At 31.3% G+C, this 14,727-nt stretch carries 11 protein-coding genes and 1 riboswitch; all 11 genes read right to left on the reverse strand.

Annotated features, from left to right (window positions below):
- Positions 1 to 162 precede the first annotated feature (162 nt).
- Positions 163 to 2,814 (reverse strand): VWA domain-containing protein, encoded by a 2,652-nt coding sequence (locus B2S02_RS08335; RefSeq protein ID WP_346920547.1) that lies wholly within the window; start codon positions 2,812 to 2,814, stop codon positions 163 to 165.
- Positions 2,815 to 2,900: 86 nt separating this feature from the next.
- A complete protein-coding gene (locus B2S02_RS08340; RefSeq protein ID WP_346920548.1) occupies positions 2,901 to 3,395 on the reverse strand; it encodes a prepilin-type N-terminal cleavage/methylation domain-containing protein in 495 nt (164 codons plus the stop codon).
- Positions 3,396 to 3,414: 19 nt separating this feature from the next.
- The gene (locus B2S02_RS08345) at positions 3,415 to 5,439 is read right to left on the reverse strand and encodes a hypothetical protein (RefSeq protein ID WP_346890633.1); all 2,025 of its coding nucleotides are present in this window, start codon (positions 5,437 to 5,439) and stop codon (positions 3,415 to 3,417) included.
- A 56-nt stretch (positions 5,440 to 5,495) separates the two neighbouring features.
- Positions 5,496 to 6,356, reverse strand: coding sequence for a type II secretion system protein (locus B2S02_RS08350; RefSeq protein ID WP_346920549.1), 861 nt, complete (start codon positions 6,354 to 6,356; stop codon positions 5,496 to 5,498).
- A complete protein-coding gene (gene pilO / locus B2S02_RS08355; protein ID WP_346920550.1) occupies positions 6,343 to 7,590 on the reverse strand; it encodes a type 4a pilus biogenesis protein PilO in 1,248 nt (415 codons plus the stop codon). The genes B2S02_RS08350 and pilO overlap by 14 nt, the downstream gene beginning before the upstream one ends.
- Positions 7,577 to 8,152: a PilN domain-containing protein gene (locus tag B2S02_RS08360; protein WP_346920551.1), complete on the reverse strand. Its 576-nt coding sequence runs from the start codon at positions 8,150 to 8,152 to the stop codon at positions 7,577 to 7,579. Before B2S02_RS08360 ends, pilO begins: the two co-directional genes overlap by 14 nt.
- Before the next feature lie 8 nt (positions 8,153 to 8,160).
- On the reverse strand, positions 8,161 to 9,426 hold the full coding sequence (pilM, locus tag B2S02_RS08365; protein WP_346920552.1) for a pilus assembly protein PilM: 1,266 nt from the start codon (positions 9,424 to 9,426) through the stop codon (positions 8,161 to 8,163).
- 595 nt (positions 9,427 to 10,021) lie between these two features.
- On the reverse strand, positions 10,022 to 10,453 hold the full coding sequence (locus B2S02_RS08370) for a type II secretion system protein (protein ID WP_346878427.1): 432 nt from the start codon (positions 10,451 to 10,453) through the stop codon (positions 10,022 to 10,024).
- Positions 10,454 to 10,781: 328 nt separating this feature from the next.
- Entirely contained in the window at positions 10,782 to 11,987 is a 1,206-nt protein-coding gene (locus B2S02_RS08375; protein WP_346878426.1) for a type II secretion system F family protein, read from the reverse strand.
- 18 nt (positions 11,988 to 12,005) lie between these two features.
- Entirely contained in the window at positions 12,006 to 13,694 is a 1,689-nt protein-coding gene (locus B2S02_RS08380; RefSeq protein WP_346893769.1) for a GspE/PulE family protein, read from the reverse strand.
- A gap of 85 nt (positions 13,695 to 13,779) precedes the next feature.
- Positions 13,780 to 14,517 (reverse strand): prepilin peptidase, encoded by a 738-nt coding sequence (locus B2S02_RS08385; protein WP_346847190.1) that lies wholly within the window; start codon positions 14,515 to 14,517, stop codon positions 13,780 to 13,782.
- Between the two features lie 97 nt (positions 14,518 to 14,614).
- Positions 14,615 to 14,699, reverse strand: a riboswitch (cyclic di-GMP riboswitch).
- Between the last annotated feature and the right edge of the window lie 28 nt (positions 14,700 to 14,727).

A 14,727-nucleotide genomic window follows, 5' to 3' on the forward strand; every position in this document is an offset into this window, starting at 1 on the left:
ATAAGTATGTTTGTCAAGGAAAACTTTTAACCTATTTTCTAAATTTTGTAGAAATTTATCGACTTATATAATAATTATACATTACTAATGAGAATTTTTCCATTATCTCACTATAATTAATTAAAAAATTATAGTGAGATAATGTATATTTATACTAAAATTTTAAAATAAATCTGGTAAAGCTTCCTTCCCAACATTAAATTTAGCTGGAGCTTCAACTCCATCAACAGAAATTATATTTTCATAGGCGCCTTCATCCTTAGGTAAGGTGATTGTATAAAGCACAATAATATTATCATCCTTAACTACATTTCCACCTAAGGTATAGGAATATAATGAATCTGTAGAATTCATAACCATGTCTCCTAATAACTGAAGATTGCCTTCTTCATCTACTTTGTATACCTTAGGAGTGTCTTGAATCTTTGCGTTACTTGGTACCTTAAGTCCGATATTTGCCTTACTACTATAGGTTTCAAAGGTAGCCCCAAAGGTTACTGTTGCTTCTTTTGCTAAAGTTCTTTCCACTGTGTCTATATTATATTTTTCAGTTTTACTGTCATACCCATTATAGATTCCATGAAGTATATCTGTTTGTCCTCTAACAATAATAGTAGGAGTTTCTATATTGAATTTCGCCATTTCCCCTATAAGGTTTGTATAAGTAATAGTGTTACTATCCTTAAACTTAAGTTTCCCATGTTCCATTGTCTTAATTATAAAGGATACCTGCGACCCACTAGCTTTATATATTTTATTAACAACATCATAGGTATATCTAATTTCTGGTATCTCTAATGCATAATTATAGGAACTACTACTTTCTACTGATTTAAGTCCTGAAACTACGTCAAATTCATCACCTATATTAAAATTTAACTTAACATCACCAAATACATATGACTTATATCGTTTTGTTGATAATCGTAATGCAATTTCTTTAACTTTATTATTGAGAGCACCACCATTTTCTCTAACAGCATTAAAGTAATCATCCTCAATTCCCCACAACTCATTATGAATCCACTTTAAGCTTTTGGTATTGTTAATGTCATCACTTCCTGATGTTCCTAATTTCAAGGATATAATGCTATATCCTTTATTTTTCACAGCATTAATTTTATTTATATCATAGCTAACATCTCCTGCAGCTAAAATTATAATATATTTCGTTGCCCATTTATTTCCATTTGTTAAAATACTATCTGCCATTTCAAGAGCATTACCAATGTTTCTTTCTGTAGATGATGAAGATGTTACATTTTCCAATTCATTCTTTATATCCTTAGCATCTGTAAGTTCTGATTCTATTTCAGCTGTATTACTATAAGTTACTAATCCGAATTTGGCCATAGAGTCCTTCTTATTATAATCATTTAATAATCCACTCCATAAATGTTTTGAATCATCAAGATAATTAGCTCCCCCATTTTTTGAAGTATCTAGCAAAAAAACAATTTCCTTTTCATTAGAAGTTGACTCATTTTCACTATCTTGAAATACAAAGTTTTCAGGTTTAATATCATAGGTTACCTTTATTTCCTCTCCTGGATATGCCTCTACTTCACTTGGGCTTGTTAACTTAGCCTTAATATTAGGTAATTCATTTTTATCTATATTAACGCTTATACTAGGTACTGGAGCAGTTATAATCTCATTATCCTTCCAAGGGAAACTCACTGTAGACCCTGCAAAGAGTTCATGCTGTCCCGTTACTCCACTTTTAATTACAAATTCAAAGGGCACAGGATCTGCTGTATAGGTAACCTTGCCATCTTTAACTTTACCATCAGTTTTATATAATACATTATCAATATCTACTTTATTTCCTCCAACCTTTAGAGAAAATCCTGATTTAAGATTCATATCCATTTTTACATTACTAATGGCATAGGAAGCTAAGATTTCTGTAGCTATATTCTGGAATACGCTGTCTATGGCACCATTATCAGATGCAAAGAAATTACCTTCTTTACCTCCCATGGATTCATGGATTTGTTTTAGGGTTTTATTGGCTTCACTATTCCTATTTCCTAAACCATAACCTATAGAAAATACATTGTTTGTAGATTCCTTTATACGCTCCCCTATAATATTTGCATATTCTACTGCATCATCATCAAGTTCATTACCTTTTCCATCAAACTTCGGATTGCTATCATCTATATTTTTATAAAAATACTTATAATAATATGAATAATAGTAAGAATAAAATGTTGGTACTCCATCAGACATTAAAACCACTGTCTTATTTGCATTTTTCTCTTTAGATGTACTAAGTAGGTAGGCAGCTTTTCTTAAGCCTTCCCCAGTATTAGTACCTCCATCAGCCTTTAAATTATCTATAACTGTTTTCAGCTCATTTACCTTGTTGGCATCTATTAATATTTCTTTATCTACTTTTTTAATACTGGCATTACTTGAATATGCTACTATCCCAATCTTTAAATTAGGCACATCCTTCATTTTATCTACAAAGTTCTTTGCTGCTTTTTTTAATTCTGCTATCTTTGTAGAGGATTTACCATTTACATATACATTGTCCGCCATACTCCCAGATACATCTAGTACCAATACTATTTCTTTAGCTGGAACTTCAGCTTCAAAGTCTTTAGGAATTATTTTTCCACTGACAGTAATATCTTCTCCTACCTTAGGGAATTCAGGGGATACTGAATTTATCTTTACCTCAAAGGCTGGCTTTGTTGCTACTTCAGCACTGGCATTTGATGCAGAAGTCATTACTAAGGTAGCTGTCATGCAGAGAATAAGCCCTATGCATAATATTGCTTTGTAACCGATTCTTTTTTTCATTTTATCCACCTCCATCACCATTAGGTAGGTTGTTAACAGACTTCCTTGCCTTAGTGGGAACTTTATTCCCAATGAAACTTAATTCATTACTTCTTATGACTATTTCTAAATAAAAAACTCTCTTTTACTGAATAATCTATATCCTCTACTTTTAATGACAATCTAATTTCTATACTCTTTAAAATGTCATCTGAAGTCTCTATATGATGTAAATGTGAACCAATAAGCCTTTTATCATCCTCTTTTGTAGATAGATAAACATTATTTTCTTCAATGATAAATTCAGCTCCCTCATCAGTTACTGTGCCATCATCTTCAACCTTTGAAAAGGTTATAGTTTTTACAGTACCATCAAGCTCTTTGTCCACTTTACATTTAGTAGCTGCCATGGCATGTTTAGATATACTATCTAAAATAACCTTAGCTTCATATTGAAGGTCTGATCTAGTGTTTATCTCCTCTAGCTTTCTTTCATTAGAAAAGAAAAAGGAGAATATGAATGAAGTAACTATAGCTAAAAGTCCTAATGCTATCACTAATTCTATTAAGGTTACTCCTTTTTTCTTTCTATTTAAAATCATAATCCCACTACCTTATAACTTATTTTTCTAGTGTCCATTTTTCCTTTGTAATCAAATCTGTAGCTAGTATAGTTCTCTCTGTTACTAAGTTTTTACCTTGAGTAAAGATAAAATCTAATACACCCTTATTCTTCTTATCCTTTATTTCGTCTTCTGATAACTTAGCAGTTCCTATTAAACCCTTAGAATTCTTTATATTTATATCTTTTAAGGATATAATGGTACCTTTATAATCCTTAGTTCCATTGTAATTTACATCACCCTTTGTCACCACTATATAACTTATGTCCTTAGATTCTTCCCTATTAAATTCTGTGTTATAGGTTGCCTCCTTATTTTCATGTCTTAAGATAAGCTTATCATCATTAATTTCAATGTTCCTATTTTCATCATCATTTAATAGAATTACCATATTTTCAAGCTGAATAATGTTACCCCTATTAGCAATTAATGAAGATACACCATCCCAGTTTATTTGATTTTCTACAGTATAAATAGCCTTACCCTGTTGAAATTTATTCACATCAAAGTCTTCGTTTTCCATATAATAAACAGCTTGTACAAACCTTTCCCTCATGTGTTTTACTGCATCAAGTTCTTTTTCATTAAGGTTCACTGAATTTCCATGGGCTTTTCCTCCTGAAATATAGGCTCCAGCAGTATAGGTTTTCTGTGGAAGGGATATTCCTTTTGCTCTAATACTTGCATCACTTGAATTACTATAATCTACAAAGTGCTCTGCTTTATCTACCACATTTAAAGGTTGTCCTTCTGCATTTTTAGTTATAAGGACTAAGGGATCTAAATACTCATATTGGCTATTCTTATAATTCCCATTAGAATCCTTGGCATAGGCCTTATAATTCCCCTTTAAGGCTACAGACTCTCCTGTCTGATAGGGCTCTCTATGAGTCTTTATATAAGCAGAACCCATTAGGTAGGCACTGTCACTAACTGTTAAATTACCCTTATCATTAGGCCACTTCATGGAATTAATTATTATAGAACTAGAGCCCCTAACAACCTGTCCATTGTCTGTAGGCAAAGCAATATTTAAATCATTAAAACCATAAAGGTTTTTTATATTAATTTTTGCATCACTAGCTCCTATAACTAAATCGTTAGCTAGATATAGCTCCGCCTTACTGCAATCTACATCTATACCACTATCCACATCACCTTCTGCTAAATTACCTAAGAATATATTCTCAGCATAAACCTTATTATCAACTTCTTTATCCTCTAAAGTTATTGTCTTAAAATTTACCTTACTTTTGTCTACTGTAATATTAGCAGCGGTGTTAACTTGTCCTTTAAATTCTATATCAGTATTGTTTATCTCAATTCCGCCCTTATACTTATCTACCGTTGGAGCTTTAGCCATATCCTCACTTCGTAAACCTTGAATCCAAAGGTTTCCGTCCACTTCTACCTTACCTTCCTTAACATGGGATGAATCAGTAGCAATAGTTAAGTTTCCATCAGCAGCTAGAGTATAGTTTATTAATTTAGATGTGTTTCCATCTGCTTTATCAAGGATTCTATAAGCTTCTGGTGTAACTAAATTATAAGCTACACTCACCACTCTCTCTTTGCCTTTATCATCTTTATAGGTAGAAGTTAACTTAACAATTTTATATTCTAAATCCCCTTTTTTCATTGTTGGAGCTTTTAACTCACACTTAACTTCTGCCTTATTACTATTTACTACATATTCTCCAGATACGTACTCTATAAGATTATCATCTATATAATCCTTATAAACCCCTTTGAAAATTTCATTTTGCTTCTTTATTGTAGTCTCCTTATTACCTGCCGCTATGCCTTCCTCTATAGCTATCTCTACTACTTTAGTGATTCTAGCGTAGGCCTTATCAATTCCCGATTCAGCAGAATAGAGATTTTTAACCCTATTGTTCTCTTCTACTCTTAGCTTATAGTTTGCATAGGTGGCTCCTAGCATAGCCAGTGCTAAGGTAGCTAATATACCAAACACAGCTATTACAAGTAACATAGATGAACCTTTAGTCTTTCTTTTTCTCATCTTCTCCCTCCTCTTAATTTAATAATTCTATTAAAACCCCTTTTTAATTAGTTATTCTACTTAAGTAGTTCTAAATTCATATTTTCTACTACTTCCCCATCTTTATTAGCACTTAATTCTACAAAGTACAACTTTTCATTGATAACATCATCACTATGTTGAACCCCTTCGATTAATTCTATTTGTCCATTAAATTTAGATATTATTACATCTTGCCTTTCAGATACTTTTTCCCCATTAAATAGATATATTTTTAAGTTTTCTGTATGGCTCTTATTTTCTACACTTAAATTTAACTTCTTTTCACTGTCTTCATTTAAGCATATAAGTAATGACTTAGCTTCTGGTTTAGGAATAGCAATGATACTTCCCCCATAAGTAACATTTATCTCCCCTGCTTCTTTCATTTCAATAAAGACTTCCTCTGATGGTGTAGCTAAATTATCTGATAGTTTTTTTATAGCTTCTCCTATAACCTCCTTACCATTTGATATGGATATGGACCCGTGGTGAAAATATATAGTTCTATCGACTTCCATTTCACTAACCTTATTATTAATGACCTGGGTCTGTTCTTTTATAGACCCCTCTATGGAAAATCCATTTATCTCCCCACTTAGGGAATATATTAATTTATTTTCTTCCCATGTAGCTTCACTTAAAGTAATGCCATTATTTAAAGGCTTTGATAAAGCACTTGAAAAATTATCTATAGCTTTAATATTTTCTATGGTTTCCTGAAGTACTGCCTTAGCTTGTTGTTTATTTTCTGTGGATTTATTTATTTTTACAGAAGTTAGTACTAAATTAGCTATAGGAATAAGAATAATTGAAATTAGAGCAAAGCTAATTATTACCTCTAGAAGAGTAAAACCTTTCTTACTTTTTCTAGATTTAGTAACTTTATTTATTAACATACTCCACCTTTCCTTCTGGTGTTATTTGCACCCTTGGACTAGTTTTATCATCATCAATTATAGTAAGTGAAACTTTCTTATCATTAGCATTATTTATTACCTTTATATTTGCTCCTACCTTATCATCAATACCTATACGTTTAGATGAGTATATTGCAATATTTATGTTTTCCTCATCCACATTCCTAAGCTCTATACCATTCTTGCTATAATCTGATGGATAGCTAGCTTTCTCTGTTTTGTACTTAATATAGTACTTACCACCTTCTTTATTTACCTGAATTTCCACATCTACCTTTTTATTTTCATCGTTATATATATAACTTTCTCTAGTTAAGTCATTTTCCTTACCTAAAGTTAAACTTGGTAAATCTGAATTTACACCCTTTAAAGCCATTACTACAGCATAATTATTTCCTTCACTAGTTCTTGATGCCATGGAGCTTTGACTTCCTTCTAAAAAGGGATTTTCCTTTCCATACTCCTCATCAAAAGTCCATTTTAAGTACTTTGAATCTTCATAAGGATTAATTTTTGGTATGGAGTAAAATTCTAAATCTAAGGTTCCAGAGACTTCATCATTTCCAGAGGCTGTTATATTTATATTTGGCATAGCTAAAATTCTTTCATATTCTGATATTAGCTTTACAAACTTAGCCACATTTTTATAGGTACCATTAAAGGATACAGATACCTTCATTTGCTCTACCTTATTTCCAGTTGATTCCCCTTTATCACTTTTAGTAGCTTGATCTTCTCCAAGGTCTTTAGTTTCCTCTAGTTTTTCTTTCACATCTTCCTTGGTCTTTTCTTTACTAGAATCCTCCACTACTTGCTCTAGGGATGCTTGTTCCTTAGGGTCTGATACTTCTGAAAAATAAGCTTCAATTGGAGAAACCGTAACCTCTGAAAAAGTTAAACTTCCCTTAATTCCAGCATTATTTAATAGTTTATTTAGCTCTATTATTATTCTATCTTGATAGATCTTAGGATATAAGAGCATAGATTTTGAACCTATACTGTCCCTTAATATTTTTATATCACTTTTATTCTTTGTAATAGTATTTATATTTGAAAGCATCTCATTATATTTCTTATTCAGCTCTGATTCTTCCTGTTTAATTTCTTGCAATTTAGCATATTGCCTTTCATAAACCAGCTTATAATATGCTGTACATATAATTATGAGGACTAATACTCCTAATAAAAATTTTTCTCTTTTACTTACTTTCATTATAGTAGGCCTCCTTTAGTTTACAGGTCATAGTAAAGGTAAATACTTCTTTTTCACCATCACCTAAGTCTGACACTATTCCACCTATATGAGATTCTTCTATGAATTCAATATTATTCATATTATGTTGAAACTCAGCAATAGCCCCTCTATTTGTAGCTGAAGCATTTATTTCTATAGAACCTGCTGCAAAATTCATAGATTTAAAATACACCTCTTTTGGAAGGGTATAATTTATCTCTTCAATAAAGTCTGGACTTAATTTATTTCTATCAATTATGCCATGGAAAATTTCATTTAACTTACTATTATAAGTAGAAAAGCTTTTTTTCTCTGTAGCTACCTCTAAACTTTCCTTATAACTTTCTAGAAAAGCTTCTTCGTTAATTTTATTATTAAGATCATTTATTGATTTTTCAGCTCTATAAATTCCAAAAGTATTAAATGACAAGGTTACTATAATACCTGCCCCAACTATAGCTGCTGCACTAAAAATTGCTTTTTTTACTCCTGCATCGCTTTCTTTATTTGTATCCACATAGAAAAAATTCAAATCATTCATAATCTCACCTACAATCTTACTAATGCACCTAATGCATTAACATACTCTTCAATGGTTGTTGTATTTATATTTTTACTAAATTCTATATTGTTAGCTGTAATTATTTTTGTAGTATCTATGCCAGTCTTTAAAGCTATATACTCATCTATTCCTCTTAACTTAGAAGTACCACCGTATAAATATATATGACTTATCTTTTTCCCATTACTTTTATTAGTATAGAACTGAATAATTCTATTTAAATCCTCTAGCCAACCCTCTATGACTTCTACTACTCCATCATTAAGCTGATTTTCTTTCCTATGCTTTCCTACTTCAACCTGAGCCTTCTTTATTTCCTCTGCTTCCTCCATAGAAATTCCATTTAAATCCGCTATAAACCTATCTATCTCTATTCCACCAATGGGCATAACCCTTATAAATTCTAAATTATTATTATTAACTATAGATAAATCTACACTTTTATAACCTAAGTCTAAATACAAAATGGATTCCTCTTTATTTATTAAATCTACATTATATATATCTGCAATGCTGCTTAGTTTTCTTATGGAGTTGTTACTTATATCCAAAGCATAGGGATTTAAAAGTAGTTTTTCAGCTAAGTTTCTATAGGATTCAATGAGATTTTTAGGATATATAATAGTAAATATCTTTTCCTTTCTTACCTCATCCACTATAACTTCCTCTAATCTCATAAATTGAATTACATAGTTATTTAAATTTATAGCTAGAAATTGCTCTATTTCATAATTAACTAAGGTTTTTAATTCTTCATTATTCTCCACATAAGGAACTATAATCTCTCTACTTATGATTGTAGATGATGAGGAAACTAACGCTATATTTTTAGTTCTCACCCTTGAGGTTTTCATTTCTTCCTTTAACTTAAGTAAGATAGATTCTTCGTTAAAAAGCTCCCCATCTTGAATAATCTCCTCTGGAGATTTTATTTTCCTCATATTATAAATCTTTAATTTTCCACCCTTAACTTGTCCCTCTACTATTTTTATATCACTAGAGCCTATGTCAAGACTCACAAGTCTTATACTCTTAGGCTTAGCTGGTTTACTATCATCAACTTTTTTTATTCTTTTAAATTTTAGATCCTGTAACTTTATATCTCTGTTCCATATGGATTCCTTCTTTGAATTTTCAGCATCAATGCCTTTATTATAACCTTCCTTATTTAGCAAGGTACCATCATCTATATTTACTTGAATTTCCTTATTCTTTAATTCTTCACTGACCTTAGATTTACTAAACAAACTCAAAATTAGCACTCCCTTCTTCTTCAAATCCTTTATGTTTAATTAACAATATTTATATCTATTTTATATACACTAAGGCTCTAATAACTTAGCACCCTAGATAACTTTCAAATTCATTATTTTTCTTTCATTACTTCTATTAATTTTCATATATCTTCTTTATTCCCCGAGAAATACTATGAATAATATTACTTTTTCATCATTAAATTACATTGTCACAATTGAAATCTTTCTTCATTATTCCTAAATTGAATATTTATCTATATACCTATTAAAATATGAAACTATAAGTCTATTTAAATATATAGCTATTTAAACTTTTCTATATATAACTATATAACTAGTTAACTATTTGTTGTAATATCAATGGTTTGCAGTGTTTTTACTATTTTAGTGGTTATGTATAGGCTCTAGAATTTTCATGTTTTTAGCTTTTTATGTTCTTCCATGGTGAAAGTGTTGATATAAGTAGCGTTTAAGTATGTAGAGGAATACTTTATTTATTTTTAGAAACATAAGCGTAAAGGGTGGCTTTACACTTATGTTTGTGGGTTGTTTTAGTTATTTTCATAAACTATGACATTATTTTTTATTATCCTTATTTTCCTTCTTCTACTTCTTTAACTGGACCTGTTATAGCTTTAACAGAACCTTCAGTATCAATTGTTATAATATATTTAGTCTTATCTTTTTCTTGTGGCTCTTTAACTTCTGCTAATGCCTTCTTTACAGTATCAGCTTCCTTTTCAGCAACATCAGTTAGGGTTAGACTTGCACCTGGGAATGTCATTTCTATTGTTCCTGGCTTAGTAGAATCTTTTAAACTAATTGTTTCATCTGAAACTAACATTAATACTGTTCTTTCAATTGTTGCACAGCTTTGTTTATCTGCTTTAACCTTAGAGTTATTTCTTACCGCTGCGAAGTTTGGTATAGCTATTAATGCTATGATTGCCATTACTGCTAGAACTATGATTAGTTCTATTAGTGTAAAACCTTTTTTCTTTTTGTTGTTTGCTCTTTTTATCATTTAAAATGACCTCCTAATTATTTCTATTTATTTCTAAAGGGTTTCCCCTGGTTAGACCTGTTATTTTGTTTTGACTATGCTTTAAATAATTTTGAATATTTGACTTCAATATTATCTGAGCGAATACCATTTGCAGGGTTCTTGAATTTACTTAGGATATGAGAATGATAAAATCGTTAAGAAATACAACTTGTTTGAGCGCATGCGAGTTGTTGTATTTTAGATTTTCTCATTATCAGGGCCTTTAGTAAATCAAGGTTCCGAAACGATTGAGCGCAGATAATATGAAGTCGTTATTCATATTAGTTAAAAGATAGGCTTGTCCTTTTTACATTACGTTGTACATTTCAAACATTGGAGTTAGGATGGAGATTATTAAAAATCCTACTACTACTCCCATTATCACTAGCATTATTGGGTCTAGGATTGTGGTGAAGGCTTCTATTGCTCTTTCTAGCTCTTCGTCGTAGAAGTCAGCTGTTTTGCTTAGGATGTTGTCTAGTTCTCCAGCTTCTTCTCCAATTTTTATCATGGACCCTAGCATTGGTGGAAATAACTGTGATTCCTTTATGGCATCGGATAGTGTATCTCCAGCTAACATTCTTTCTTTTACTGTTTTTAATTTTACATCTGCATATTTATTTTCTAGTACTGCAGATACTACATCTATGGAGCTGGCTATGGATAGTCCAGCTCCTAAAACTGTAGATAGTCCCCTTGCAAATCTTGATACTACAATCTTTTGATTCAAGTCTTTAAAGAGAGATTTTTTCAATTTGTATTTACTGTACATATAAATTCCAGAGTCAACTCTCTTTGTATAATATTTAAAGCCTACCACTATACCTACAATAATAAGTCCTATTAATATACCGTAATGCCTTATACCATCTCCTAGGGATAGTACTATCTTTGTCATAGCTGGAAGGTCTGACCCTGCTGATTCAAACATATCCATAAACATTGGCATTATATAAGTTAAAATAAATACCACCACAAACACTGTTACTGTGGCTAATATGCCTGGATAGATTAATGCATTTTTTAATTTACCATTCATCTTTGTTTGCTTTTCATAGTAAGTGGCCATCCTATTCATGATGGAATCTAGGGTACCACTTTGTTCACCAACTTGAATCATGCTTATAAGTAAGGTTGGAAATTCATTAGAGTATTTACCCATGGCTACCGATAACTCTTCACCTTTTCTTATATCTTCATCTACTTTTACAAGGACTTCCCTCAGCTTCTTATTAGGTATTTGTTCTGCTAAAAGACTTATGGCATTAGTTATGGAAACACCAGCTTCTATCATGGTAGCTAATTGTCTACAAAATATAGAAATATCCTTGTTATTAACCTTATTTTTCTTTCCTAGAATAATCTCCTTACTGCCTATAGCTTCCTCAATGGATAGAGGTGAATATCCACTAGATACCATAAGGTTAAGTACCTCTTCCCTACTCCTACACTCATGTACTCCTTGAATAACTTCACCCTTAGAGCTAATAGCCTTATATTTATATTTAGACATAATTTAGTTCTCCTTCCTCTACAAGTTATCCATAAATATTATCTTCATCATTTCTTCCATGGTGGTTTCACCTTTAAGAACTAACTCTCTACAACTATCTGATAAAGTCTTCATACCCTTTTTAACCGCTTCATCCTTTAGTTCTTCTGGATTATTAGATTTTATAATCAAATCTTTTATCTCTCTATCTACATTCATTATTTCATAGACTCCAAGTCTGCCACTATAACCAGTATAATTACAGCTAGCACAACCCTTTCCTCTATGAAGAGTTACTTTATCATCACTACTTAAGTTAAGAAGTTTCCTTTCAGCTTCATCCCCCTCATAGGTTTCCTTACAGCTTGGACATATTCTTCTCACCAGTCTTTGAGCTATTACTCCTTTTATGGCAGTGGCAACTAAGAAAGGTTCAACTCCCATATCTATAAGTCTTATTACTGATGATGGTGCATCATTTGTGTGTAGTGTACTAAGAACCAGGTGGCCTGTTATGGCAGCTCTTATACCAATTTCAGCAGTCTCGCTATCTCTCATCTCCCCTACCATTACTACATCAGGGTCTTGTCTTAATATAGACCTTAAGCCTGCAGCAAAGGTAAGTCCTACCTTACTATTTACATTTACTTGATTTATTCCATCCATGGAGTATTCCACAGGGTCTTCTACAGTAACTATGTTCTTATTAATATCATTAAGTTCCCCTAAAATAGTATATAGAGTGGTGGATTTTCCACTTCCTGTAGGTCCTGTTACTAAAATTATTCCATGGGGTGCAGATATGATGTTTTCAAGATTTTTTATATTTTCACTACTCATGCCAAGATTATCTTTTCCAATTTTATAGTTACTTCTATCTAGTATTCTTATTACAACCTTTTCTCCTGTGATAAGAGGTATTATAGACACACGCATGTCTATGTTTTTATTATTGATTACAGTAACTATTCTTCCATCCTGAGGAATTCTTTTTTCAGCTATGTTAAGATTTGCTAGAATTTTTATTCTAGTAACTATGCCTGGAAGTACATCAATATTTAAAGATGATATTTCTTCTAGCTGACCATCTATTCTATATCTAACTCTTATATATTTTTCATAGGGCTCTATATGAATATCTGAAGCTCTTTGTTCCACTGCATTTTTAAGTAGAGAATCCACTAGCTTTACTGTGGGAGCATTTTTAACTTCATCAATCTTTTCTATATCTTCCGTCTTATTATGAAACACTATCCTAGACCTGGTTATCTCTTCTACAGCACTTTCCACATTTCTATCTGAATAATACTTTTCCGTAGCCTTATGGATGTCATCCTTTGTGGATATATAAGGCTCCACCCTTAGTCCCGTAGTTATAGCTACATCATCCATGGCAAATATATTTAAAGGATCTGATACAGCTATCTTTATTACTCCATCAGCAGTATAAAAAGGGAATAATTCATATTTTCTACATAAGCCTTCGTTAACTAACTTAACAGCCTTAGAATCTACATCTATATTACTTAAGGTTACTCTTTCAATACCTAACTGTTCTTGAAGTACCTCTATAATAATATCCTCTGTTACTATTCCTTCATCGATTAATAATTCTCCCAGTTTCTTTCTCTTTACCTTTTGAATCTCTAAGGCTTCTGATAATTGTGACCTGGTAATTTTATTTGCCTTTACTAGCAAGTCACCTAGTCTGACAGTATTCCTTGCCATTTCTCTCCACCTCACCTTTACAATTAATTTATTTGTCCTTATCTAAAAGTTTTATACTTCTTTTTATTTCTTAAAACTCCTTATATTAAATGAAATTTAAAATATATTGTTCTCCAATGATTAAAACTATATATGCTCCCATAGCCAAGCTAGGTCCTAAAGGAATATACTCATCCTTTGATTTCTTTTTTGATACAATTAACATAACTGCAATTGTTCCTCCTATAATGAAGGATATAAGTAAAAAGTATATCTCTAATTTCCATCCTAGAAATAATCCACATAATACTGCTATTTCAATATCTCCAACACCCATGCCACCAGTTAAAACATATATTAAACCAATAACACCTAGGCCTATTAATCCCCCAATAATATAGTTAGTTATACTATGGGAGTATGCTACAGTTTCTATAAAGATAAAGATTATACCCACTGCCATTCCACTATAAACTACACTAGAATACACATCTGTAGTATCATAATCAATAAGGGCTATGACTATTAAAAATAGAGTTAAAAGGGAGTACTTAAAAAAGCTTACCCCTATGCCATATCTTAGATATATTCCTACTAATAAAATCCCTGTAAGCCCTTCTACTAAAGGATATCTCATAGAAATCTTAGAACCACAATATCTACATTTACCCTTAAGCCATAGGTAGCTTACTATTGGTATTAAATCCCTCCATTTTAATCTAGTATCACAATTTCCACAATGGGAAGGTGGACTAATTAATGACTGATTGTTAGGTATTCTATAAATACATACATTTAAAAAACTTCCTATTACTACTCCATATAAAAATACTATAAAACCCATAATTTATTATCCTTTTACATTTATTTCTATTTAGAAATCATTATACTATATTTTTACATATGTGTATATAAAATACACGCAAAAAAACCGACTAAATTTATAATTTAGCCGGTTGTACCATTAACTCAACAACTTTCAAGGTACCCAAATAAAAAAGTTGCATCATTGTATCTAAACTTACTTTCTTTTTATATAAACTTACTTTCTTTT

The organism is Clostridium sp. UBA7339 (assembly GCF_002470865.1).
In the GTDB taxonomy this organism is placed as follows: domain Bacteria; phylum Bacillota; class Clostridia; order Clostridiales; family Clostridiaceae; genus Clostridium_J; species Clostridium_J sulfidigenes.

Excerpts from the sequence above, each read along its gene's own strand:
- B2S02_RS08335 (WP_346920547.1), bottom strand. The coding sequence starts at position 2,814 with ATGAAAAAAAGAATCGGTTACAAAGCAATATTATGCATAGGGCTTATT.
- B2S02_RS08340 (WP_346920548.1), bottom strand. The coding sequence starts at position 3,395 with ATGATTTTAAATAGAAAGAAAAAAGGAGTAACCTTAATAGAATTAGTG.
- B2S02_RS08345 (WP_346890633.1), bottom strand. The coding sequence starts at position 5,439 with ATGAGAAAAAGAAAGACTAAAGGTTCATCTATGTTACTTGTAATAGCT.
- B2S02_RS08350 (WP_346920549.1), bottom strand. The coding sequence starts at position 6,356 with ATGTTAATAAATAAAGTTACTAAATCTAGAAAAAGTAAGAAAGGTTTT.
- pilO (WP_346920550.1), bottom strand. The coding sequence starts at position 7,590 with ATGAAAGTAAGTAAAAGAGAAAAATTTTTATTAGGAGTATTAGTCCTC.
- B2S02_RS08360 (WP_346920551.1), bottom strand. The coding sequence starts at position 8,152 with ATGAATGATTTGAATTTTTTCTATGTGGATACAAATAAAGAAAGCGAT.
- B2S02_RS08370 (WP_346878427.1), bottom strand. The coding sequence starts at position 10,453 with ATGATAAAAAGAGCAAACAACAAAAAGAAAAAAGGTTTTACACTAATA.
- B2S02_RS08375 (WP_346878426.1), bottom strand. The coding sequence starts at position 11,987 with ATGTCTAAATATAAATATAAGGCTATTAGCTCTAAGGGTGAAGTTATT.
- B2S02_RS08380 (WP_346893769.1), bottom strand. The coding sequence starts at position 13,694 with ATGGCAAGGAATACTGTCAGACTAGGTGACTTGCTAGTAAAGGCAAAT.
- B2S02_RS08385 (WP_346847190.1), bottom strand. The coding sequence starts at position 14,517 with ATGGGTTTTATAGTATTTTTATATGGAGTAGTAATAGGAAGTTTTTTA.